We start from the raw sequence: 23080 nt of genomic DNA, 5'->3' as shown, positions 1-23080 counted from the left end.
GGCGGCAATGGGCTGATCGACCATTACCGAGACTTCGCAGCATCCAGGAACGAATACGCCAGAACCCGGGAAGCTCCCCTGCTGAGAGCGCCCGAAGATCATATCGTCCGTAACGTTTTGGCAGCAACCAAGTGTCGAGCCGGTACGGAGCAATGCGATGCTCGACGTGCGCTACGAATCCGCGCGAACGACAGCGCGGCGGGAAGGCCGGCTACGGCGCGACGTCGAAACGGATATCGGAAATTGCGGTCTGGAACTGTCCTCCGGAATTCCCCAGTCCGGTGATCCAGACCAGCACGTAGCGGGCGGCCTGGTCGGCACGCACCGGGATGTCGGTGACACCGTCGTCGAGCCGGGCGGAACCGATCAGCTGGGTCTGATCCAGCGTCGGCGAGCCGGTGGGCGAGGTGCGGATCTCCACCGACGTGCCCGCGCTGGGCGAGTTGATCGAGACGTTCGTGAGCTTGGCCGGGGCAGGCAGCGTGGCGAGCAGCCCGACGCCCTTCTTGAGCGCCGGGAACTGCTGGAAGTACTGATCGGTGCGCCACTGGGTGCCCGGATCGTTGTCCAGCACCGCCTGGACGTTGGCGACGCCGTCGGCGGTGCCCTCCGGCGAGAACACCGACACACCTGTCACCGGGACCGGCGCACCGGTCGAGGTCAGGTTCGGGCCAGCGGCGGCGGGTGTCGGCACCGGCTGGTTGTTCGTGGTCAGGCCGATATTGCGCTGCTCGTTGAGCGGAGCCTCGGAAGCGGTCGGCGCGAACACGCTGACCATCCACCAGATCACGATGCCGACCACCAGCGCGGCGAGAATGCCGAGGCCGACCATGATCCACATCATTCGCTGCGAGCGTTCGCGTTCGGCCGCGAGCAGTTCCGGATCGGCGAGCGAGTCGTCCATATTCGCGGGCGCCCGCTGGCCCAGGCGCAGCACCGGGATGAAATCGGTCTTCTGATCGACTACCGACGCCTGCTCCAGCACGTGCTGCACCGTCGCCGCCGTCCGCACGCCCTTGTTCGACTCCAGCGAGCGCACGGCGACCGCGGAGATCTCGAACGGCACCTCGGGACGGATCTGGCGCGGCTCCACCGGAGTTCCGTCCGGGCCGAAGTCCGCCAGCCGAAGTCCGCCGACCGTCGCGGCGGTGCCGGTGACGCCGCCCGAGCGGATCGGCCAGCGGGCGGTGATGAGCGCGTAGAGCATCGCACCGAGGCCACGCACGTCGGATTGCGCGTCCGAGTCCGACAGCGTGCCGGGGAAGGCGAGCACCGCATCGCCCGAGGCGCTGATGCGCACCCGGTCGGGATGATCGATGGACAGCGATCCACCGCCGCGGTGCGCCAGCTCGGCCGCCGAGGCGAGGGCGCGGATGGCGCGCGCCGCGCCGATCGGCGAGGGCACCGTCTCGGCCATCTCGCGCAGCGAACGGCCCGGCGTCCACTCCGCCACCACGATGCCGCCGGAGCTGCCGCGCACCACGTCCAAGACGCGGGCCAGGCCGGGCGAGTTGATCCGGCCGAGGCGCAGCGTCCGGGACAGGATCGCCTGCGGGCCGTCCTGCCCGGAGTTCTCCGTCGCCTTCTGGTCGGCGTCGACGAAGGTCAGCGCGACCTCGCGATCGAGTTTGATGTCCAGCGCCTGCCAGAACTTCAAGCCGCGGGCGCCGCCGTGGCTGGCCAGCAGGCGATAGCGGCCGCCTGCCACCGAAGCGCCCGGGATCAGCTTGGGGCCGCGCGGGATCCGCCGGGCGCCCAGGTTCTCCCCGCCCATCGGCGGCATCTCCGGCGAGCCGATGGGAATCATCCCGGTGTCGTACATCGGATCGCGCGGCGGCAGCTGATTCTCCTGCGATCTCGGCGCGTCCTGATCCGGTGCGGCCGTGCCCGGCTGCTTGCTCGCGTACGCGGGATCCGACTGCTCCCCCGCGGTCGGCGGTACATCGGTGGACAATCCGCCGGGCGTGGTCGCAGAAGAATCGGCGGCCGGGACGCCGCCCACCGCGTCGTCGCTCACCCTCGGTCCTCCTTCGCCCTGGTATGTCGAGGTTCCGGCGAATTCGCCACTTGTGCTTCTCTGCCGAACAGGGTACGGGAACTCCCCCATGCCGGTGCGGTCAACGGCATCGGGTCTGATTACCGGCAGCACCATGGTCTGGGCATCCATGTACGGATCGAACCGCGGGTATGCCAGGTAGGGATCGGGCCTGCGCAGTACCTGCGTGACGTACGGATCCTCGGCCGGGCTCTCCAGATCGAGATCCGGCGCGGGCGGCGTCCAGCCGAGGCGCCGCGAGATGGCCACGGTGATGGCGACGATCTCCGGGATACCGGCGAGTCGCATCAGGCCGAAGGCCACCGCGAACATGACGATCGCGGTGATCGCCACCCGGATCAGGGACCCGGGGCCGCCGAAGGACGCGGTCAGCCGATCCAGACCGAGTACCCGGTCCACGATCCACATCACCGCGCCGCCCGCGAGTGACGCAAGCACGACACGAGTCACTGTGCGGCCGACATTGGCCATCCGGAGATCCCCGAGACTGCGGTGCAGCAGGAAACCGCCCACCACGGCGCCCACCGCGAAACCGAGGCCGTTCGCGACGCCGAGCGCGATCACCACGTGCTCGGCGTCGGTGATGACCGGAGCCAGCGCGGAGAAGACGATCTTGGCGGCGGTGATGCCGAGGATGATCCAAGTCGGAATCCACGCCTGCTCCCTGGCGTAGAACACCCGCAGGTGGATCAGCACCAACGAGTACGGGATCAGCGCGAACGCCGACCAGCTGACCGCGAGCCCGAGCCGCTCGGCGTCCGAACCGAAGTTGCCGTAGCCGTAGAGCGCCTGCCCGACCTGCGGACCGGCCAGCGTGAGGAAGGTGACCACGGGGACCAGCGCGATCATGGTCAACCGGGTAGCGGCGGAGAGGTCGTCGACCACAGCCGGCGTGTCGTCGGCGGCGGCGTTGCGGCTCAGCCGCGGCATGATCGCGGTGAGCACCGTGACCCCGAGCACGCCGTAGGGCAACTGCAGCAGCAGCCAGGCGTTGTTGTAGATGGCCGGGCCCGCCGCGTCCGCGTGCGAGGAGATCCGCGTGGCGAAGACGAAGCCCGCCTGGCTGATCAGGACGTACAGGATGATCGCCGCGCCCATGCCGCCGAACTGCTTGAGGCGATCGTCGACTCCCCACAGCGGGCGCAGGTCGATGCCCGACCTCCGGATCGCCGGAAGCAGGCTCACCGCCTGCACCACCACGCCCACCGTGACGCCGACGCCGAGCACCAACAGCTTCGGGTCGCTCATGCGGACCGGGTCCAGCGTGATCTCCCCGGGCATCAGCACGTACAAGCCGAGCACGGTGAGCACGACCAGGTTGTTCAGCACCGGCGCCCACGCGCCGGGCTTGAACATCTGCCGGGTGTTCAGGATCGCCGTGAGCAGCGCCGACATGCCATAGAAAAGGATCGCGGGCAACAGCAGGAAAGCCAGCGCCGTGGTGAGCGCCGTGTTGACCTGGCCGTCGTCGGAGAGGAAAACATGCGTGGTGAGCACCGGCGCCGCGGCGGTCGCCAGCAGCGCGGCCGTCGCCAGGACCACGAAAGCGGCGGTCACCAGGCGGCGGACGAACGCCGCTCCGCGATCCGGATCCTCCTGCTCCGCGCGCACCAGCGTGGGTACCACGATGGCGGTGAGCACCGCGCCGAGCACCAGTTCCGCGATCATGTTCGGAATCTGGCTGGCGACGGTGAACGCGCTGGCGATGGCCGGGCCGAGCACGGTCAGCAGCAGTAGTTGCTTGCCGAAACCGGTGATCCGGCTGATCAGCGTCGCGAATGCGATCGATCCCGAGTCGCTGAGCAACCGGGAGCTCGCGCTCTGCTTCGATTCATCCGTCTTCGGCGGCTCCGCGGTGTCGGTGGCGGCAGGCCACTCCCTCGTCCGCGGGCGATCCGGTTCCGCGGGCTCGTGCCGGACCGGGGCGGCGGGCCGTTGGCGGGGCGGCGGGAACTGCTGTGGCTGCGGCGGAGCGTAGCGCGGCGGCGGCACCCGCTCGGATTCCGGCGCGACGGCCGGCATCGGCCCGGACCGGGCCGGACGCGGCGCGGCCGGGATCGGGCCCGACTGCGGGGGACGCGGCACCGCAGGTATGGCGCCGGATCGGGGTGGACGCGGCGCGGCCGGAATCGCGCCGGACTGCGGACCGCGCGGTGCGATAGGCGGCGGCGCCTGCCGGGCGGAGCCTGGCGGCGGACCGGCAGGCACGGGGCCCGGACGAGCGGGCACAGGAGGAACCGGCCGCGGTTGTCCCGGACCGGCCGCAGGCGGCGGAGCGGGATACGGCCGCGGGTTCGGCACGGGCCCGGGGCGCGGTGGTGGTGGTACCGGCGGCATGGGCCGGGCGGGAGGAGGAGGCGGCGGAGCCATGCGCTGGTCCGGCCGCTGCGGCCCGGCCGGAGGACGACTGACCTGCGGCACCCGCGGCGGCCGGCCCTCGGGATAGGGGCCGCCGTTCACGCCGGGCTGCTCGGCTTCGGAGTGGGCAGGGCCGCGTTCCCAAGGAGCGACCGGCGCTCGACGAGCCGGTGGCCCGTCGAGTCGGTCGTTTGGTCGAGGGCGATGAGCCGATATGTCATCGTCGCTCATCATGCCTCCTGTACCAGCCGGGATGTCCGCACCCCCATCGGTGCGGTGAGCCGCGACTCGCCGCAACGGTCCGCCATGGTCGGCGAACATTCTGTCAATGGTCCCCCTCCGGATCGGACCGGCTCAGGAACACTGTGATTGTCCTCCACCGTGCCACACGACACCCCGGTACCCCACATCGACGCAGGTAGCAGCTGTTCTCGGGGCCCCGTCGAAGCGGGATCCGTCACCGCGTCTCCTGCAGCTGCTGCTGCTCGCGCTCTTGTTCCTGGGCGCGCAGCACGCGCAGGCGCGCACGCCGGTATCGGTTCACCCGCCGCCTGGTTCCCGGATCGAAGCCCTCGTCGGCCGGATCGGGCTGCCCGCGGAACCGGCGCCACAAACGGCGACCGGCAAGCAGGAGCAGCAGGAGTGCGGCGCATCCCGTAATTATCGCCAACGCCTTGCCGTAGGCATTCGAACGCACCGAGACCTGGGTGGGATTGCCGAGCGCGACGCCCTCCGGTGTGGTGAGGGAGATCGGGATGACCAGATTCCGGCTGTCGCTGACCTCCGTCGGGATCTGGAAGGACCGCGACCCGTTCGCCGGGAGCTGCTGCTCGCCGGGATCGGTGATCTGCGTCTCGGCCGGCGCCTCGATCCGGAATCTGACCCGGATCGCCACCGGCAGATCGTTGCGGGCGACCAGCAGCAGGGGGCTCTGCTCGGACGCGAGCGTGTACACACCGCCCGGCGGAAGCACGGTAACCGAGCGATAGAGCTTGTCCATCGTGCGCGTGTTCTGGTCCAGCCGCCGCTGGGCGAACGTATCCGGCGGCGCGGCGTCGCCTGCGCGCCGATCCGAGAGGCTGAGCACGCGCAGCAGGTCGTCGCGCAGCGGTGTCAGGAAATCGTGCGGCGTCGGTTCGGCCTCGGGCACGTCCACCAGGGCGCGCATCATCTCGGTGATCCGACGGCTCTGGTCGCGCACGGGCGGCAGGAACCGGTCCGGCACCGCGTCCTGCGCCGCCTGCGGCAGATAGTCCAGCTCGTAGGGCTGGGGGTCCGGCGGCAGCGCCACCAGATCATGAAACGGACGCGCGGTGGCGAGGTTGCCGCGCAACAGCTGGTCGACTTGGCGCAGCAGGGCGGTGGCCTCGTCCCGGTTCGCACCCCACTGCTGCGGAGGGGCGAGCAACAGCGACCGCGACCGGTTCGTCTCCGGGTGCAGCGCGCTCCAGGAGATGGCCCCGAGAGCGTCCTGCAACCGTGCCGCGCGCGAGTCGTTGGTGACGTCGTAGCGCACGCGGGACGGGGTGAACGGCGGGGTGGGCGGATTCGAGCCCACTGCGGCGAGCGCCGTCGCCGACCAGATGTCGAACGTCACCGCATGCAGGGCGGGGTCGGCGGCAGGGGTGGGCGCACTCGCGACGGGCGGCGCCGGATTCCCCGTGACCGGTGGTGCGGGTGCCGGTGCGGTCGGCTGACTCGCGGTGATCTCGGGCAGCCGCACCACTTCCGGGATCGCCGGGTCCGCGGTGGAGGCGACCTCGTTCGCGCCGGTCGTGGCCTGGCCGCTCGCACTACTGGACTGTGCCCAATCCGCGCTGCCCTGCGCAACGGCCGCCGTCGAGGCGAGCACGGCGGTGCCGAAACCGTGACTGCGCAACAGGACGCCCGCGCCGTGGTCGATACTGCCCGAATCCGGCAGGCTGACCCCGCGCACCGACCGGGTGGAGAGGATCGAGTCGATGATCTCGGCCGGTTCGTTGATCGCACGCGCCGACAGCGCCGGGTCGTTGACCGCGGCCAGCGCGGTGAGGTCGACCTGCGCGAACGGCAGCGCGACGGTGCACATCGAGCCGGCCAGCGCGCGCAACCGGTCCAGCCAGGTCTGCGCCTGCTCGGCGCCTGCGCCCGCCCTGGTCGCCCCGTCGGGATCGGACGGGCTGGCCAGCACCCGGTAACCCTTGGTCATCGCGCGCACGGTGAGCAGCAGGTCGGGGTCGACGGCCAGGCACACGGCCGAGGCCAGATCGGCGTTGCCGCGGCCCGCGCCCGGGTTCAACGTCCCCTCCAGCGCGGCCAGCAGTTGATCCAGACGGCCGCCCTTGCCGAGCGAAGCGGCCAATTCGTCGTCAGTGAGTTCCACCTTGCCGTCCACGCTGCCCGGATGACCACCGACCTGCCGCGGCCGGTCGGCCAGCGGCCACAGCAACGTCGTCGCCACCGGTGCGTCGGTGGGCGCGGGCACCGGCGGAGCCTCGTCGCCAGGGGCGGGCGGTACGCCGAGCACCGGGAGCAGGAACCTGGCGTCGTCGAGCCGGGCCTGCGTGCCGTAAGCCGGTTCGCCGTTCACGTTCAGCAGCAGCGGGTAGACGCCGGGTTCGGTGATGCGCAACGACGTGGCGCCGCTTTCCGAGCGCAACGGGATGCTCAGCGTGAACTGTTTGCGCTGGCCCGGATTGAGCCGCTGCGCGATGTCCTCGAACTCGCCGTTCACGTCGTAATTGACCTCGTCGAGGCGCAACGTGGCGCGCAATCCGGCCGGCGCGGTGATCGCCGCCGCCCGCTGGACGCGGATGCTGACGTCGTCCACCACACGATCGCCGATGTTGGTGACCGTCCCCGCCACCGTGAGCTGGGAGTCGCTGCTGGTGGTCACTGTGGTCGGCGTCACCGAATCGAGGGACAACTTCAAGAATTTGGGATTCGTCGAAGTGCCGGATCCAGCGGGTTGCGCAACGGCCGACGCGGAATCGAGCAGTGGCAGCGTCGTCACCGGGCCGAGGATGGTCAGGACCGCCACGAAGATCCGGAACAGTCCACGCGTCATCGCTTGCCGGTCTCCATCCGGTCGATCAGCTTGTTCGCCATCTCCGCCAGCCGCCGCTCATCTGCGTAGGCCAGCCGAGAATCCAGTTCACTCAACGGAACCCAGGCGACCTGGGTCACTTCCACGTCGGCGTCGGACAGTTCGCCACCGACCGAACGCAGCAGATAATGATGCACCGTTTTGTGTACCCGCCGACCATCGGTCACGAACCAGTAATCGATGCTGCCGAGTTCGGCGACCACGACACCGTTGATGCCGGTCTCCTCGGCGACCTCGCGGATCGCGGTCTGCTCGGCGGTCTCACCTTCTTCGATATGTCCTTTGGGCAGCGACCACAGTAACCGGCCGCGGCGATCGGTGCGCCCGATGAGCGCCGCGCTACGCGATTCCGCAGGGCCGTCCAAGCCGTCGACCACCAGCCCACCCGCCGAGGTCTCCCGCACCGTGCGCATCCGCGGCTTCGCGGCATTGGTGGCCGAACCGCGGCGCCGAGGCTGGCGGCGTCGACTGTTCGCACGATCGGCCGGAGACACCTGGCAATCCTACTGTGTTTGTTTTCCAGCGCCTGCGGCGCTGGGTGTTCGCGGCCCCCTCATGGCTCGCGTTCGAGCGACCGCCGCTGGCGACTGCGTCGCGGACGCGGCGGCCGCTCGGACGCGAGCCGGGCCGCGAACGGCGGATGCTCGGTCTCGCTTCGCTCGGAAGACGTGGTCGGGGTGGGCTGGGTGCGTCGGTCTTCGAGTTCGAGGTCCGGGGTGCGCGGCTGGTAGTGGGTGATCTCGAGCCTGGCCGGTGCTGGTGGTTTGTCGTGGAAGTGCGGCCGCTCGGACGCGAGCCGGGCCGCGAACGGCGGATGCTCGGTCTCGCTTCTGGAGGGTCGCGGTTGTGGCGGCTGCGTAGTCGGCAGGAGTGGGATGGTGCGCGCTGTGCGGACGTCGCTGGCTGGGCTCATGTCGGTGTCCTTATATATCCGGGCTACTGCGTGGGCTGGGCTGCGATAATCGTTGGCGTGGCTCGGTAAGCTGCTCATTCGTGGTTTCGCCGAAGTCTCAGGACGCTGCGCTGGATAGACGTACCCGACTGCTGGCCGCCGCGGCGGTGACGCTCGGGGGGCTGGCCGATGTGCTGACGCCGCTCGGCGAGATGTTCGCGGCGCGGGGGCACGAGCTGTACCTGGTCGGCGGGAGCGTGCGGGACGCGGTGCTCGGCCGGTTGGGGACCGATCTGGATTTCACCACCGACGCGCGGCCGGAGGCGGTGCAGGACATCCTGCGCGGGTGGGCCGACCATCTGTGGGACACCGGCGGTCTGGCGTTCGGCACGGTCAGCGCGGCCAAGGACGGGCAGCAGCTGGAGATCACCACCTTCCGCGCGGATAGCTACGACCGGGTGTCCCGCAACCCCCAGGTGACCTTCGGCGACTCGCTCGACGAAGACCTGGTGCGGCGCGACTTCACCGTGAACGCGATGGCCGTGAAGATCGGCGCGGACGGCGCGCTCGAGTTCATCGATCCGCTCGACGGCATGACCGCCCTGCTCGACGGCGTGCTGGACACGCCTGCCGCGCCGGAGGATTCGTTCAACGACGATCCGCTGCGCATGCTGCGCGCCGCGCGGTTCGTCTCCCAGTTGGGGTTCGAGCCGCATCCGCGGGTGCGGGCCGCGATCACCGCGATGGCCGACCAGATCGACCGCATCACCGCCGAGCGGGTGCGGGTGGAACTCGACAAGCTCATCGGGGGCGCGCACCCGATCGACGGCATCAACGTCATGTGCGAGACCGGGCTGGCGCAGCGGGTGCTGCCCGAGGTGCCCGCGATGAAACTGGAGATCGACGAGCACCACCAGCACAAGGACGTCTACTGGCATTCGCTCACCGTGCTCGAGCAGGCGATCGACCAGGAGGACGGCGACCCCGACCTGGTACTGCGCTGGGCCGCGCTGCTACACGACATCGGCAAGCCCGACACCAAGCGCAACGAGCCGGGCGGCGGCGTCAGCTTCCACCACCACGAGGTGGTCGGCGCGAAGATGGTGCGCAAACGGATGCGGGCGCTGAAGTACCCGAAGCAGTTCACCGAGGACGTCGCCCGGCTGGTGTTCCTGCACCTTCGCTTCCACGGTTACGGCAAAGGCCAGTGGACCGACTCCGCGGTCCGCCGTTACGTCACCGATGCCGCCGACCTGCTTCCCCGCCTGCACAAACTCGTCCGCGCCGACTGCACCACCCGCAACAAGCGCCGGGCCGCCGCGTTGCGCGCCACCTACGACGAGCTCGAGGCACGGATCGAACGGTTGCGTGAGCAGGAAGACCTCGCCAAGGTCCGCCCGGATCTGGACGGCAACGCGATCATGGAACTGCTCGGTCTGTCTCCGGGACCCGACGTGGGGCGGGCGTGGCGCCACCTGAAGGAGCTGCGTCTCGACCACGGCCCGCTCAGCCGGGACGAGGCCGAGGCCGCGCTACTGGAATGGTGGAAGACGCAGAGCTGATCGGGTCAGAAGACGATCAGGGTGGTGCCGGCCAGGATCGCCGAGCGCATCTGGGCCAGGTCGAACGACCCGGCGATCTCCGGCAGTTCGACGCGGAAACGGATGAGGTCGCCCTCCCGCACGGCGCGCACGATCCGCGCGTCCTTGGGCAGGTGCTCGAGCGGTACGGCGGGAACGTCGATCATTCGTCGCGGAATGCGGACGCCGCACCAGGTCACCCGGCGGATCGCGATGTCCAGCCGGTTGTCCGTGACGGACGCCTCCACCAGGGCGGTGACCAGCCGGCGGCGGTGCCTGGCCCGGATCAGCCCGCTCGGGTGCACGTCGAGGTCCCAGTCCAGCGGCTGGGTGTTGAGCCACCCGACCAGCGCCGCCGTGGTGACGGTGCCGATGAGATCGAGCCGTGCGGTGCGCACCTTGGTCGGCACGCCCGGTATCAGGCGGACGCCGTGGGCGATCACCGTCACGGACTCGATCGGGTGATCGTCCCAGCGCAGCCGCGACAGCACCGTCTTGGTCTGGAAGTGCGCGCCGCGGCGGCGCACTTTCAGCACCTGCAAGGTGGCATGCAGGTCATGCCCGAGCAGGGTCGCGCTGACCTCCTGCCCGCCGAACCGGCTCAGGATGCCCTCGCTGAGCATGGTCATCAGCACGTCCGGCAGCAGCGCCGTGACGGTGCCTGCGCCGAGGTCGGCGACCGGATCCATCCAAGCCGTGCTGAGCGCGACCCACTGCTCCAGCCAGGATTGATCGAACAGGCGCTTTCCGAGATCGACGGCCCGCAACGGCGACCAGGACTTCGGATCGAAATACGTGGCCATGATTGGATCGAGCGTACTTGGCGCGGGCGCCCGAGCCCGCGCGCTGTGACCCAGGTCGCGCGGAGCGGACGTCCTTGCCCAGGTGAAGGCTCGGGCAGGAGAATCGGAAGGCCGGCTGTCACACCGCTGGGAGGACGCACATGGCGCTGGATCTGAACAGTGACCTCGGCGAGGGATTCGGGCCGTGGACGATGGGTGACGACGCCGCCATGCTCGACATCGTCACCAGTGCGAACATCGCCTGCGGCTTCCACGCGGGCGACCCGGCGATCATGCGCAGGACCTGCGCGCTCGCGGTGGCGAAGGGCGTGCGGATCGGCGCCCACGTCGGGTATCGCGATCTGGCCGGTTTCGGTAGGCGGGAGATCGCTGTGGCGCCCGGCGAACTGCGCGACGAGGTGCTGTATCAGATCGGCGGCCTGGACGCTTTCGCGAAAGCCGCCGGGGATCGGGTGCGCTACGTGAAACCACATGGCGCGCTGTACCACTCGGCCGCGCGCGATAGGAGCCTGGCCGACGCGGTATTGGCCGCGATCGCCGAGTACGACCCGCGGCTGGCCCTGCTCGGCCCGGCCGGCACCGAGCTGGAGTCGGCGGCGCAGGCCACCGGAGTGCGCTTCGTCGGGGAAGGCTTCGCCGACCGTGCCTACACTCTGGACGGGTCGCTGGCTCCGCGCGGCACGCCAGGGGCGGTATTGGCGCCGGAGGAGGCGGTCGCCCAGGCGATTTCGATCGCCAAGTCCGGGGCCGCGCGGACGGCGGACGGCTCCGGTGAGGTCGCCGTGCGTGCGGCGAGCATCTGTGTGCACGGTGATTCACCGGCGGCGGTGCAGATGGCCCGGCACATCCGCACCGCGCTGGACGAAGTCGGCGTGCCGGTGGAGCCGTTCGGCTGAGGCAGGGACATGCGGACAAAAGACGCGGTGACGCACGCGCAGCGGCAAGCGGCCGAGGAGGCGATCCGCGCGGCGGGCGATCGGGCGCTGTTGATCACTCCGCAGCGACGGGACATGGTCGCGGAACTCGTGGCGGCGCTACGGGATCGTCCGGTACCCGGCGTGCAGGACCTGCTGCCCGCCGCGGAAACGGTACTCCTGACGCTCGATGCTCCCGGCGCGGCGGAAGCGGTCCGCCGGGCGCTGACGACGCTGCTGGTCGACCTGCACGCCGAACGGCCTGTTTCCCGTGGAACATTGCCCGACAGCGCCTTCCACGGCGAACCGGTGTCGATTCCGGTGCGCTACGACGGCGCCGACCTCGACGAGGTGGCTCGGATGCTGGAGGTCACGCCCGCGGAGGTGATCGCCGCGCACACCGGCACGGTGTGGCGGTGTGCTTTCGTCGGATTCGCGCCGGGCTTCGGCTACCTGGAATCGCCCGACGGCCGGTTGTCGGTGCCCCGGAGAGCCCAGGCCCGCACGTCGATTCCGGCGGGTGCGGTCGCGCTCGCCGGTGGATACAGCGCCGTGTACCCACGCAGCACACCCGGTGGATGGCAGCTGATCGGCAGCACCGACCTCGAGATGTGGGATGTCGAGCGCGACCCGCCCGCGCTGATCCGCGCGGGCGCCGCGGTGCGATTCATCGATGCGGGAGACGGCCGATGATCGTCGTGGAGAAGGTGGGACCACTCGCCACCATCCAGGATCTCGGACGGCCAGGATGGTTCGATTCCGGTGTCGGCGTCGCGGGAGCGGCCGACCGCGGGTCGTTGCGGCTGGCCAATCGCCTGGTCGGCAACCCGGAAGGGCATGCGGCCGTCGAAGTGCTGCTCGGAGGCTTCGCGCTGCACGCGGAGGAGCACGTCATGCTGGCGGTCACCGGCGCGCCGGCACCCGTGACCGTGGACGGCAGACCGGTGGGTCACGCCAGCGTGCTGGAACTCGAACCCGGGCAGGAACTCCGGCTCGGCTACGCCTCCGTCGGACTGCGCAGTTACGTCGCGGTGCGCGGCGGCATCTCCGTTCCGGAGACGCTCGGCTCCCGGAGCCGCGACACCATGTCGGGCCTGGGGCCGGAGCCTTTGGCGAAGGGCGATCGCCTCCCGGTCGGGCCTTCTCCGCACACGATCCCGGTCGTGGACGTCGCCCCGGTCGCGGAGCTGCCCGCCGATGTCGTCACCGTGCGTGCTGTGCCCGGTCCGCGCGACGACTGGTTCACCGACGCCGCGGCCCTGTTCGAGGGCGAGTGGGAGATCTCCGCCGACACCGACCGGGTGGGCGCCCGATTGGCCCGCCGCACCGGACCGCCATTGGTCCGCAAGGTCACTCGCGAACTGCCGACGGAAGGCATGGCACTCGGCTCGATCCAGGTGCCGCCGAGCGGACAGCCGGTCGTGTTCCTCGCCGATCACCCGGTCACGGGCGGCTATCCGGTAGTCGCGGTGGTGGTCGACGCCGACGTCGACGCGATCGCGCAGACCCGGCCCGGTCAGCCGGTGCGGTTCGTGCGCGCGGGCTGACCCTGGGTCGCGCTCGGCATCAGCCGGGCGTGCATGAGGTACACGTTGTAGGTGTCCCATGCCGAGAGCATGAAGTACAGATCTTCGCCGGTCGACCACGGATGGATGAACCCGCCGTAGGACTTCGGGTAGTCGGCGGTGGACACCAGCGGGATCGCTTCCGTCCACGCGCCCTGCGGACTCGCCGCGGTACGCAGCACGATCGCGCCCCGCGCCGAATCCAGGTACACCATCTGCCACTGTCCGGTCGACCGGTCGTAGCGCACCGAGAGCTCACTGGCCATGCCGAGCACCAACGGGGTGGCCTGGTTCTCGGCGGCGGGCGCCCAGGTGCCGCCCACCCAATATTGGTAGGCGGACTTGTTGAGGATCTGCTGCTGGGGCACGCGGGCCAGTGCGATCGTGCCGATGCGTCCGTTGGGTGTGCCGAACATGTAGACGTACCCGCCCTGCGGCACCATCGCCGCGACCTGGAACTTGCCCAGACCGAACAGGTTCTCCCACTTGGCGTGCTGGTCTTTGCGCCAGGTACGCCCGAGGTCGTCGGAGTAGGCGATGCCGCCGTAATTGGTCCACCACAGGCCCGGGATGCGGCTCCACCTGTTCACCGACATGTAGCTGAGGTACTGCCGGTCGCCGACGGCGAACCCGGAGGTCGGGATGGTGGTGGTCTCCCAGTTCTTGATCTTGCGGCTACCCAGGATCTCCGCGGCGTGGCAGCGACTGTCCTGGGCGAAGGTGTCCAGCGTCAGGCCGTCGGACAGGTCGTGGTCGGTGCTGAAACCGATGACGTTGCTGCGCCAGTCCTGGTCGTCGTTACCCGCGCCGCCGACGCCCCAGCCTTTGCCGAAAGTGTCGCCGAAGACGACGGCGACCTCACCGGGCGCCGTCTCCCACATCAACCCGAGATCGGTGCCGTCGACCTGCCAGCGCATGTCGGTCCGGTTCTCCGAGCCGTGCCCGGTCACCTGCCCGACCAGCCGAACCGACTCCACCGCGGGCGCGGCCACCGGAGCCGTGAGCGGTCCCGGTTCGGCCGGATGCACCACCGGCGGTGGGGCGGGTTGCGGCTCCTCGCTGGGACCGCCGGGCACGGGGACCGGAATCGGCTCGATCTCCGGTTTGAACTCGACGCGCGGAAGTTTGACGGGCGCACCGGAACCCGAGCCGCTGCCGGACCCGGACCCGGAAGCGCTGCCCGAACCGGAGCCCGAGGCCGAGCCGGAGGAACCGGTCCCCTCATCGGTGCCGGTCTCGGGCGTCGGGCTGGGAGCCGGATCGGTTCCGGGGTGCTCGGGATAGTCCCTGATATCCGGGCATGGGTTGTCGCACGGATTCTCCGGCAGCGGATCGGGAACGATCCGTGTGTTGTCCTGCGGCGGGTCGGGCACCGGAACGGGAGTGAGTTCCGGGATCGGGACGGGGATGTCGATCTGCGGGGGCAACGGAGGCGGTGGCGGCTGCGCCGGATCGGGTTCGCGGTTGAGCGGGTCGAATCCGACTTCGCCGCAGGTGTTCACCGGCGGCGGCGCCCACGGGAACGGCGCGGCTTGCGCGGTCGGCATCGGCACGGTGAGCGCGCCGATGAGCAGTGCGCCGAACAGAGCCGGTGCACGAGGGGAGGTGATCGCGGAGGTGCGCATCAGGTCGGCCCGGCCGCGGTCGTCAAGCGATCGGGTGCGCGGCAGCGGACCGAGTTTCCCACGCGCCCAGCAGTTCTCGTACCGCATCGGGGTTGTGCACCGGAAAACCCATGTCGTATCGACTCCTGTCGGTCGGCCGCTGACAGGTCAACTTACCGGAACAACCGCCGCGAACGGGGGACGGCGAATCGAAAAAAGCCTGCGTAATGGAACCGGGGCCGTGGCGCGTGCGTCCAAGGGAATATGGACGAGATCGAGTACGTGTTCGGTACCGGTGACGGCTGCGTGCACGTCTGGACCAGCGAGGCCGACCTGGAACTCGGCAGCACGGGCGCGGCCGACGCGGTGCGGCTGGACTTCGACGGGGACGGTATCGCCGACGACGCGCTGTGGGATCCGGCCGGTGCGGGCCGGGCCGAGGTCGCGGCGCTGGATCTCGACGACGACGGCGTGCCCGACCATTTCTTCACCGATCCCACCGGCCTCGGGACGTGGAACCACGAGATCACCGGTCTGCCCGCGGACGCGGCGAGTGAGCCGCTGGACTGGATCGTGCGCACGGACGCGGACGCACCGGATCGCCTGTTGGGCGACCAGCGACTATCGGAGTCGCAGCCGGGTCCCGAGGATGCCGGCGCCGGTGCGCTGCCCGAGCATCTCGCGCACTGGCTCAACCGCGCCCGCCGCGACCCAGGCGACGATTTGTTTCTCAGCTGACCGCGCGGCGGCGCTTGTTCACCGCGATGGCCGCGATGCCCGCCGCGTAGATGGCGGCCCCCGACAGCACCACCGCCGCGGATCTGCCGTCATCCGGAATGATCACGGCCGCGGCCGCGATCGCCAGCACGAACGTGATGTTGAAAACGGTGTCCTGCAAGGCGAAGACCTGGCCCCGGCGAGCGTCATCGATGTCGATCTGCATGGTCGCGTCACCGGCCAGCTTGATCGTCTGCCCGGCCAGACCCAGCAGAAAGGCGCCGGCCAAGAGCAGTTCGTGCGCACGCTGCACCGCGGCGCCCGCGTCGGCGAACGCGATCGGCGTGACCAGGGTCAGTTGCACCAGCATCGCGGTGATCAGCCCGGCGACCACGGTGCGTGCCCGCCCCAGCCGGAGAATGAGCAGCGGCGCGACTACGGCGGCCACCAGCATGCCCCCTGCGGTGGCGCCGATCGCGACGCCGAAACCGACCAGTCCGCCACTGAGCCCGGTGCCGTCCACCGGGGCCTGGCGCAGGACCAGCACCATGATCAGCGTATTCACGCCGAAGACGATCCGGTGCGTGCCGATGCCGAGCATCGCCGTCGTGACCGCCCGCGACTCCCACACCGCCGTGGCGCCGGTACGCAGACCGATAGCGATCGCGTGCACTGTGTTCTCGCCCACCGCCGCGCCGGACGCCGGGCCGAGCACGCGCCGCCGGAACCCCGCCGCCAGCGCCGCGCCGAGCAACGACCCGGCGCCGCTGATCGCGACCGCGACCGCCGAGGCGAAGTCTCCCGCTCCGATCAGACCGATCACGCCCACCGCGATGGCCGCACCCGCACCCGCGCACCCGGAGGCGACCGTGGCCAGCACCGAGTTCATCGGCACCAGCCATGCCTGCGCCAGCACCCGCGGCAGTGCGGCCGAGACGCCTGCCAGGACGAATCTGCTGACACCCACCACCGCCAGAGCCAGCAACAGCAGCGGCGTCTCGCCGACTCCGGCCAGCAGCCCGACGCTGACCAGCGCGATCAGTGCGGCGCGCAGCACGTTGGCCACCAGCAGCACGGCGCGCCGGTCCCAGCGATCCAGCAGTGCGCCCGCGTACGGCCCGATCAGCGAATACGGCAGCAGCAGTACCGCGAAGCCCGCGGCGATGGCCAGCGGATCGGTCTGCCGCTCCGGGTTGAACAGGATCGCGCCCGACAACGCCGCCTGGAACATCCCGTCGCCGAACTGCCCGGCGAAACGCACCACGGCCAGCCGCGCCACGCCTGGGCTCTGCCGAAGTGTGGCGAGCAGTCCCTCCGGCCGCTGCTCCGCGGGAGTGAGGCCTTCGGCGTGACCAGTCGACACGTCCGCGAGACTACTGCGTACGCCGACGATGTCGCATGCTCGCGCGTCGGCCCAGCGCCGCGCGTCAGACCCGGTCGACCAGCGCGCTCACTGTCGCTCGCATATCCGGCGCCATCGGCAGTTCGTCGAGCGCACCGGCGTCGATCCAGGCGAACGCGTCGTGCTCGCCCGGGGCGAGGGTGACATCGCCCGATTCGGCCTCCGCGACGAAGGTGTATTTCCGCACTTTCGCCTTGGTCCGCGTGGCGTAATCGAATCCACCGAGGAAGTCGACGACGGCGCGCAGCCGCAGCCCTGTTTCCTCCAGCAATTCCCGCTCGACGCACTCGGCGAATGTCTCCCCCGATTCGACGCCCCCGCCGGGCAGTTCGTACATGCCGCCGTGATAGTCGTCGGCAACCCGTCGCACCACCAGAAGCCGGCCCTCGCGGAACACGGCGACGCCGATCACGAAATGCGCGATGCCGTCACGGCGCGCTTCGCTGCGGAGTTGCTGCTCCAGCCGGGCGAGGTCATCGGGGTCCAGCACGTCGTTACCTCCGGTTGGCGTTGTGGCGCTGGGCAATCGGGGCCGGGCCGCGATATCCGACGAGGTGGCCCGACGTTTCGACGTACCGGTTGGTTCTGCTCGCCTCCCGTTCACCTTCCGGTCGCTCGCGTAAAATGCCGAGTGCGGCACAATTTACTAGGAATGCGGAGTACCACGGCGGAAGTGCTCCTACCCTGAATGGCGATCGGTGCACGGTCCCGAGAGGAGGACCATGATGTCCACACTCACGACACCACACATCGATGTCCACCGTGGTGGCGACCGCATGAAGACGCGGGTCTCCTGGCTGGATTCGAAGCATTCGTTCTCCTTCGGGGAACATTACGATCCCGACAACACCCACCACGGCCTGCTGCTGGTCAACAACGAGGACATCGTCTCCCCCGGCCAGGGCTTCGACACCCATCCGCACCGCGACATGGAGATCGTCACCTGGGTCCTCGGCGGCAGTCTGGTCCATCAGGATTCGCTGGGCCACAGCGGTGTCATCTATCCCGGTCTGGCCCAGCGCATGAGCGCGGGCACCGGCATCCTGCATTCGGAGAAGAACGACTCGTGGCGCCTGGACGGCCACCTCGCCGAGCACGAGGATCCCGTGCATTTCGTGCAGATGTGGGTGGTGCCCGACGAACCGGGGCTGACCCCAGGCTACGAGCAGCTGGAGATCGACGACGAACTCGCGGGAGGAGGTCTGGTCACGGTCGCCTCGGGGCTGCCCCGCTACCGCGATCGGACCGCCATCGCCATCAACAGCAGCCATTCGGCGCTGCATGTGGCGCGCATGGCGAGCGCGGAGCCGGGCGCCGAGCAGGTGGTCGACCTGCCCGACGCGCCGTACCTGCACTTGTTCGTCGCGCGCGGTGAGGTGGACATGGAGGGAGTGGGCCCGCTCTACGAGGGCGACGCGGTGCGTTTGACCAGGTCGGGCGGCCAACGCGTGGTGGCGCGGCAACCTTCGGAAATCCTGGTGTGGGAGATGCACGCGCGGCTGGGCGCCCAGTAGCCGGTTCGCATTAACATCCGTCCGTTGGGCGGGCGATCAGTAGGCGACCGCCGCGCACCCTCGGACCGCCTCGTCCGGACCGAGCATCGCGAGGCACCGACGGAGAGGAAGTCCATGTCGCAATATCCGCCCCCGCCGCCCGGCCAGTACCCGCCGCCGGGTCAATACCCCCCGCCGCCCGGCGGCCAGTACCCGGGCCAGCCCACCTATTGGCAGGAATCGCCGAAGGGACGGGGCCTGGCGATCACCGCGCTGGTGCTCGGCATCCTCGCGCTGCTGTTCTTCTGGACGATCATCGGCGGCTACGTCTGCGGTATCTTCGCCGTCATCCTCGGCATCGTCGCGGTGTTCAAGGCCCGCGCGGGCACCGCCGGGGGCATGGGCATGGCGATCACCGGTGTCGTCCTCGGCGTGCTGGGCATCGTGGGAGCCGTCCTGCTCACCATTGTGGGTTACAACTTCTTCGTCGACTCGGGCGGCAAGGACTTCGTGGACTGCGTGAACAAAGCGGGCAACGACCAGTCCAAGATCGAGCAGTGCGAGCGCGACTGGAACGAGAAGCTGCAGGACAAATACAGCATCACGCTCACTCCGGCGCCCGCTCCGACGCCCCGTTAGCGGCGGCGCACACCCGGGTCGCGGCGATCACCTCGGCGAATTCGCGGCGGAAGTCCCCGTCGGGCGCCACGACCCAGGTGCGGTAGCCGCCGTGCTCGTCGGTGGGTGACGGCAGCACGATGTGGCTGCCGGGCAGGGCGATCGAGGCGCAGACCCGGAACAGGTCGGCGAACAGTCCGGTGTCCAGGTACGAGTTGTCGGTGGGGCCGGTCAGGAAGGTCCAGCGATCCGCGCGCGGATGCGCGATGATCGGCCCCGGCCGAGGCTCGGGGCCTGCGGTCAGGCGCTCGCGTACGCGCCTGCCGACTTCCGCGGGCATCACGACCGCGCCGACCGCGCCGACCTCCAGCATGATGCGGCCCAGGATCGGGTCCACGAGACCGTATAGGCCATTGCTCTCGCGATAGTGACGGCAGCGAGCGAACGCGTCCTGGATCGAGGGGAAGTCCGTGGACGCGAGATGCCTGGCCGATTCGATGCGCGATGTACTCATGACGAACAACCTCGCCTCGCTGTGGTGGACGCGTGCTCGGAAGAATCGATCGCTGTCTCGACCCTAGTCCTGGTCAAGTAGCTTGACAATAGTCACTCACAGCGTGCGGAAGGGTGGGCGTAGCATCCTGCACATGGCACCCGTGTCCCCCACCGTTGCCCGCTGGGAGCTGGTGCTTCGGCTGCGTGAACTGCGCGAACAGCGGGGGTTCGACTCCGCGGGCTTCGCCAGGCGAGTGGGCTTCACCCCGGCCAACTGGTCACACGTGGAGAAGGGCCGCCGGGTGCTCACCACCAAGACCATCGGCCCGGTGCTCGAACTGCTCGACGTGGAACCCGAGGAACGCGCGGAGCTGCTGGCCCTGCTGGAGGCCAGTAAGCAGCGCGGATGGTGGGCGAAGTCCTCGGCATTGATCGGCCCGGAACTGCAGCGCCTCTACGGCATGGAATACGGCGCGCAGAGCATCCGCAGCTACGACAGCCTCGTGATACCGGGCCTGCTCCAGACCGAGGACTACGCCCGCGCGTTGATCAGCGCCGACGTGATGATCCGGCCGGTCCAGGTCGAGCAGCTGGTGGCGATCCGGATGCGGCGCCAGGAGCGGTTGCGCGGCGCGGACCCGGTGGAACTCACCGCGGTCTTCGGTGAGGGCACGCTGCTGCAGCAGACCGGCGGTCCGGACGTGCTGAGCGGGCAGTTGACCTATCTGGCCGAGTTGATCGAGGAACTGGACACCGTCGAGGTGCGCGTCATCCCGTTCGCGGCCACCGCGGGCGCGGTGCTGGGCGGCTCCAGTTTCCACCTCATCGACTTCGCCGGTGAACAGCTGCCCACTTTCGGCTGGGTGGAGAGCGCGGTCTTCGGCGGGGCCGTCGAGGACCCGGATCTGGTCCGCGATCTGCGCTTCGCGTACCTGCGCGCGGTCGAGCAATCGCTGTCGCGAGCGGAGTCATTGGCCCTGATCAGGCACTATTCCCGCGTGTAAAATCCTGCCCATGGCCATCACCGCACGGCCGGAACACACCGGCTGGTTCACATCGACCAGATCGAACAACGGCAACCAATGCGTCGAGGTCCGGTTCGCTGGTGACGCGGTGCTCATCCGTGACAGCAAATATCGCCGTGACCCGGCAAACCGCCTCGACGAAGAGCCCGTCATCACCGTCACCGTAGCCGAATGGACCGCCTTCCTCGACGCACTGCGCAGCGGGCGATCACATGGCGAACTGGGCGCACATCCCGCAGCCAACGGTCACATCGCACTGCGCCACGGCGGAACCACTCTCACCTACACCCCGGAGGAGTGGGACGCCTTCCTGCTCGGCGCGCACGACGGCGAATTCGATCGCATCGTCTCCCCTGCCTGATTTCCCTGTTCACCACCCCCGGGCCGACCGCGCCCGGGGGCCGATCCACCCGCTTGTCGGCATACTGGACTCCGTGACTTCCGAACTGACCCGTCCCTCCGGTATCGATCTGTCCTACCTCGACGAGGGCGTGCGGGTGCAGGACGACTTGTTCGCGCACGTCAACGGCAAATGGCTGGCAGAGCACCAGATCCCTGCCGACCGGGCCGTCGACGGCGCCTTCCGCGCGCTCTACGACCAGGCGGAGCTGGACGTGCAGGCAATCATCCAGAATGCCGCGGCCGCTGACGCCGAACCGGGCAGCGAGGCCCGCAAGATCGGTGACCTGTACTCCAGCTTCATGGACACCGACGCGGTGGCCGCCGCCGGGCTCGCCCCCATCGCGGCCGAACTCGCGGCGATCGCCGAGGTCGCCGACAAGAGGGCTTTCGCGGCGTTGCTCGGCCGGTTGCAGCGCACCGGCGTCGGGGGCGCCGTCGCCGTTTTCGTCGACACCGACGACAAGGACTCCAACCGCTATCTGGCGCACGTCACCCAGTCCGGCATCGGCCTGCCCGACGAGTCGTACTACCGGCAGGACGAGTTCGCCGAGATCCGCGCGAAGTACATCACGCACATCGGCCGCATGTTCGCCCTCGCCGCCGCCGACCCGCAGGTCGCCGGGTTGCTGCCGGACGAACTCGACACCGTCGGCGAACGCGTCTTCGCGCTGGAGCGGAAACTGGCCGCCGGGCACTGGGACGTGGTGCGCCGCCGGGACGCCGAACTCAGATACAACCTCACCACCTTCGCCGCCCTGGCCGCGGACAACCCCGAATTCGACTGGGCCGCATGGACTTCCGCGCTGGCCGAGGGCGTCGAGGGGGCCGGGTCCGAGCTGTTCGCCGAGTCGGTGGTGCGCCAGCCGGACTATCTGCGCACGTTCGCGCGGCTCTGGGCCGATGAGCCGCTCGCGGACTGGCAGGCGTGGGCGGCTTGGCGGGTGCTCCGCTCGCGTGCGCCGTACCTGACCGAGGCGGTGGTCGAGGAGAACTTCGACTTCTACGGTCGCACGCTCACCGGCGCCGAGGAGAACCGCGAACGCTGGAAGCGCGGCGTCACGCTGGTGCAGGACCTGCTCGGCGAGGCGGTGGGCAAACTGTATGTAGCCGAGCACTTCCCGCCGGAGGCCAAGGCCCGCATGGTCGAGCTGGTGGCCAACCTGCAGGAGGCCTACCGCCGCAATATCGCCGAGCTGGAGTGGATGGGCCAGGACACCAGGGTCGCCGCGCTGGCGAAGCTGGAGAAGTTCACGCCGAAGATCGGCTACCCGGACAAGTGGCGGGACTACTCGGGCGTGACGATCGACCCGGCCGATCTGGTCGGCAACTATCGCAGGGGTTACGCGGCCGAACACGATCGAGATCTGCGCAAGCTCGGCGGTCCGGTCGACCGCGACGAGTGGTTCATGACCCCGCAGACGGTGAACGCCTACTACAACCCGGGCATGAACGAGATCGTCTTCCCGGCCGCCATCTTGCGGCCGCCGTTCTTCGACATGAACGCCGACGACGCGGCCAACTACGGCGGGATCGGCGCGGTGATCGGCCACGAGATCGGGCACGGCTTCGACGACCAGGGCGCGAAGTACGACGGCGACGGCAACATGGTGGACTGGTGGACCGACGAGGACCGCGCCGAATTCGGCAAGCGCACCAAGGCGCTGATCGACCAGTACGACGTGCTCTCCCCGAAGGACCTGCCGGACGAGCACACGGTGAACGGCCAGTTCACCATCGGCGAGAACATCGGTGACCTGGGCGGTCTGTCCATCGCGCTGGCGGCGTACCAGATTTCGCTCGGCGGCGCGGACGCGCCGGTGATCGACGGGCTCACCGGCCTGCAACGGGTGTTCTACGGCTGGGCGCAGGTGTGGCGCACCAAGGCCCGCGCGGAGGAGGCCATCCGCCGGCTCGCCACCGATCCGCACTCGCCGCCGGAGTTCCGCTGCAACGCGGTCGTGCGCAACATCGACAGTTTCCACGAGGCGTTCGGCGTCCAGCCCGGCGATGCGCTGTACCTGGAACCCGCTGAGCGCGTGAAGATCTGGTAGCTGCGCGAACTTCTCGCGCA

At 69.5% G+C, this 23080-nt stretch carries 19 protein-coding genes; 10 read left to right on the top strand and 9 right to left on the bottom strand.

Translation table 11 applies throughout. The features are described 5' to 3' along the window. Positions 1 to 211: 211 nt before the first annotated feature. From QMG86_RS31425 to QMG86_RS31410, 4 genes are all read right to left on the bottom strand, one after another. Positions 212 to 4078, bottom strand: a complete 3867-nt coding sequence (locus QMG86_RS31425; RefSeq protein ID WP_281876492.1) for a lipid II flippase MurJ — start codon at positions 4076 to 4078, stop codon at positions 212 to 214. Positions 4079 to 4871: 793 nt separating this feature from the next. Beyond that, positions 4872 to 7460 (bottom strand): DUF6049 family protein, encoded by a 2589-nt coding sequence (locus QMG86_RS31420; protein ID WP_281876491.1) that lies wholly within the window; start codon positions 7458 to 7460, stop codon positions 4872 to 4874. Beyond that, positions 7457 to 7993, bottom strand: a complete 537-nt coding sequence (locus QMG86_RS31415; RefSeq protein WP_281876490.1) for an NUDIX hydrolase — start codon at positions 7991 to 7993, stop codon at positions 7457 to 7459. The genes QMG86_RS31420 and QMG86_RS31415 overlap by 4 nt, the downstream gene beginning before the upstream one ends. A 59-nt stretch (positions 7994 to 8052) precedes the next feature. Next, a complete protein-coding gene (locus QMG86_RS31410; protein ID WP_281876489.1) occupies positions 8053 to 8412 on the bottom strand; it encodes a hypothetical protein in 360 nt (119 codons plus the stop codon). An 80-nt stretch (positions 8413 to 8492) separates the two neighbouring features. On the opposite strand from QMG86_RS31410, the gene QMG86_RS31405 reads away from it, so the two are divergent. After that, positions 8493 to 9953, top strand: coding sequence for a CCA tRNA nucleotidyltransferase (locus QMG86_RS31405; RefSeq protein WP_281876488.1), 1461 nt, complete (start codon positions 8493 to 8495; stop codon positions 9951 to 9953). Between the two features lie 5 nt (positions 9954 to 9958). Here the strand turns inward: QMG86_RS31405 and QMG86_RS31400 are convergent, their stop codons facing one another. Then, positions 9959 to 10774, bottom strand: coding sequence for a hypothetical protein (locus tag QMG86_RS31400; RefSeq protein ID WP_281876487.1), 816 nt, complete (start codon positions 10772 to 10774; stop codon positions 9959 to 9961). Positions 10775 to 10914: 140 nt separating this feature from the next. On the opposite strand from QMG86_RS31400, the gene QMG86_RS31395 reads away from it, so the two are divergent. The 3 genes from QMG86_RS31395 to QMG86_RS31385 are packed head-to-tail and all read left to right on the top strand — an operon-like array spanning position 10915 to position 13235. Continuing rightward, entirely contained in the window at positions 10915 to 11670 is a 756-nt protein-coding gene (locus tag QMG86_RS31395; RefSeq protein WP_281876486.1) for a LamB/YcsF family protein, read from the top strand. A 9-nt stretch (positions 11671 to 11679) separates the two neighbouring features. Further along, entirely contained in the window at positions 11680 to 12381 is a 702-nt protein-coding gene (locus QMG86_RS31390; protein ID WP_281876485.1) for a 5-oxoprolinase subunit B family protein, read from the top strand. Continuing rightward, entirely contained in the window at positions 12378 to 13235 is an 858-nt protein-coding gene (locus QMG86_RS31385; protein WP_281876484.1) for a 5-oxoprolinase subunit C family protein, read from the top strand. Before QMG86_RS31390 ends, QMG86_RS31385 begins: the two co-directional genes overlap by 4 nt. Here QMG86_RS31385 and QMG86_RS31380 read toward each other — a convergent pair. Beyond that, positions 13205 to 14800 (bottom strand): glycoside hydrolase family 183 protein, encoded by a 1596-nt coding sequence (locus QMG86_RS31380; RefSeq protein ID WP_281881220.1) that lies wholly within the window; start codon positions 14798 to 14800, stop codon positions 13205 to 13207. The two genes, QMG86_RS31385 and QMG86_RS31380, sit on opposite strands and share 31 nt — an antisense overlap. A gap of 321 nt (positions 14801 to 15121) precedes the next feature. Between QMG86_RS31380 and QMG86_RS31375 the strand changes: the two genes are divergently transcribed. After that, positions 15122 to 15595 carry a hypothetical protein gene (locus tag QMG86_RS31375; RefSeq protein ID WP_281876483.1) on the top strand — a complete coding sequence of 158 codons (474 nt, stop codon included), beginning with the start codon at positions 15122 to 15124 and terminating at the stop codon, positions 15593 to 15595. On the opposite strand, the gene QMG86_RS31370 is transcribed toward QMG86_RS31375, so the two are convergent. After that, on the bottom strand, positions 15588 to 16883 hold the full coding sequence (locus QMG86_RS31370) for an MFS transporter (protein WP_281881219.1): 1296 nt from the start codon (positions 16881 to 16883) through the stop codon (positions 15588 to 15590). The genes QMG86_RS31375 and QMG86_RS31370 overlap by 8 nt on opposite strands. A gap of 118 nt (positions 16884 to 17001) precedes the next feature. Further along, a complete protein-coding gene (locus tag QMG86_RS31365; RefSeq protein ID WP_281876482.1) occupies positions 17002 to 17466 on the bottom strand; it encodes an NUDIX domain-containing protein in 465 nt (154 codons plus the stop codon). 235 nt (positions 17467 to 17701) lie between these two features. On the opposite strand from QMG86_RS31365, the gene QMG86_RS31360 reads away from it, so the two are divergent. Together QMG86_RS31360 and QMG86_RS31355 are read left to right on the top strand one after the other, a co-directional pair. Continuing rightward, positions 17702 to 18490, top strand: coding sequence for a pirin family protein (locus QMG86_RS31360; protein WP_281876481.1), 789 nt, complete (start codon positions 17702 to 17704; stop codon positions 18488 to 18490). Between the two features lie 114 nt (positions 18491 to 18604). Then, positions 18605 to 19108, top strand: a complete 504-nt coding sequence (locus tag QMG86_RS31355; RefSeq protein ID WP_281876480.1) for a DUF4190 domain-containing protein — start codon at positions 18605 to 18607, stop codon at positions 19106 to 19108. On the opposite strand, the gene QMG86_RS31350 is transcribed toward QMG86_RS31355, so the two are convergent. Next, the gene (locus QMG86_RS31350; protein WP_281876479.1) at positions 19077 to 19601 is read right to left on the bottom strand and encodes a hypothetical protein; all 525 of its coding nucleotides are present in this window, start codon (positions 19599 to 19601) and stop codon (positions 19077 to 19079) included. The two genes, QMG86_RS31355 and QMG86_RS31350, sit on opposite strands and share 32 nt — an antisense overlap. Before the next feature lie 133 nt (positions 19602 to 19734). Here QMG86_RS31350 and QMG86_RS31345 point away from each other — a divergent pair, with 133 nt between their 5' ends. From QMG86_RS31345 to QMG86_RS31335, 3 genes are all read left to right on the top strand, one after another. Further along, positions 19735 to 20586, top strand: coding sequence for a helix-turn-helix domain-containing protein (locus QMG86_RS31345; RefSeq protein ID WP_281876477.1), 852 nt, complete (start codon positions 19735 to 19737; stop codon positions 20584 to 20586). A 10-nt stretch (positions 20587 to 20596) separates the two neighbouring features. After that, a complete protein-coding gene (locus QMG86_RS31340) occupies positions 20597 to 20968 on the top strand; it encodes a DUF397 domain-containing protein (protein ID WP_281876476.1) in 372 nt (123 codons plus the stop codon). 73 nt (positions 20969 to 21041) lie between these two features. Continuing rightward, positions 21042 to 23060 (top strand): M13 family metallopeptidase, encoded by a 2019-nt coding sequence (locus QMG86_RS31335; protein ID WP_281876475.1) that lies wholly within the window; start codon positions 21042 to 21044, stop codon positions 23058 to 23060. Positions 23061 to 23080: the final 20 nt, after the last annotated feature.

This window comes from Nocardia sputorum, assembly GCF_027924405.1.
In the GTDB taxonomy this organism is placed as follows: Bacteria; Actinomycetota; Actinomycetes; order Mycobacteriales; family Mycobacteriaceae; genus Nocardia; species Nocardia sputorum.
Note: the sequence above shows the minus strand (reverse complement) of the source record. Positions and strands in the feature narration are given on the sequence as shown.

Bases quoted from the DNA above. Each gene is read 5' to 3' on its own strand.
- QMG86_RS31425 (WP_281876492.1), bottom strand. From the start codon at position 4,078: ATGCCGGCCGTCGCGCCGGAATCCGAGCGGGTGCCGCCGCCGCGCTAC.
- QMG86_RS31420 (WP_281876491.1), bottom strand. From the start codon at position 7,460: ATGACGCGTGGACTGTTCCGGATCTTCGTGGCGGTCCTGACCATCCTC.
- QMG86_RS31410 (WP_281876489.1), bottom strand. From the start codon at position 8,412: ATGAGCCCAGCCAGCGACGTCCGCACAGCGCGCACCATCCCACTCCTG.
- QMG86_RS31400 (WP_281876487.1), bottom strand. From the start codon at position 10,774: ATGGCCACGTATTTCGATCCGAAGTCCTGGTCGCCGTTGCGGGCCGTC.
- QMG86_RS31395 (WP_281876486.1), top strand. From the start codon at position 10,915: ATGGCGCTGGATCTGAACAGTGACCTCGGCGAGGGATTCGGGCCGTGG.
- QMG86_RS31390 (WP_281876485.1), top strand. From the start codon at position 11,680: ATGCGGACAAAAGACGCGGTGACGCACGCGCAGCGGCAAGCGGCCGAG.
- QMG86_RS31385 (WP_281876484.1), top strand. From the start codon at position 12,378: ATGATCGTCGTGGAGAAGGTGGGACCACTCGCCACCATCCAGGATCTC.
- QMG86_RS31380 (WP_281881220.1), bottom strand. From the start codon at position 14,800: ATGCCGACCGCGCAAGCCGCGCCGTTCCCGTGGGCGCCGCCGCCGGTG.
- QMG86_RS31375 (WP_281876483.1), top strand. From the start codon at position 15,122: ATGGACGAGATCGAGTACGTGTTCGGTACCGGTGACGGCTGCGTGCAC.
- QMG86_RS31360 (WP_281876481.1), top strand. From the start codon at position 17,702: ATGTCCACACTCACGACACCACACATCGATGTCCACCGTGGTGGCGAC.
- QMG86_RS31355 (WP_281876480.1), top strand. From the start codon at position 18,605: ATGTCGCAATATCCGCCCCCGCCGCCCGGCCAGTACCCGCCGCCGGGT.
- QMG86_RS31350 (WP_281876479.1), bottom strand. From the start codon at position 19,601: ATGAGTACATCGCGCATCGAATCGGCCAGGCATCTCGCGTCCACGGAC.
- QMG86_RS31345 (WP_281876477.1), top strand. From the start codon at position 19,735: ATGGCACCCGTGTCCCCCACCGTTGCCCGCTGGGAGCTGGTGCTTCGG.
- QMG86_RS31340 (WP_281876476.1), top strand. From the start codon at position 20,597: ATGGCCATCACCGCACGGCCGGAACACACCGGCTGGTTCACATCGACC.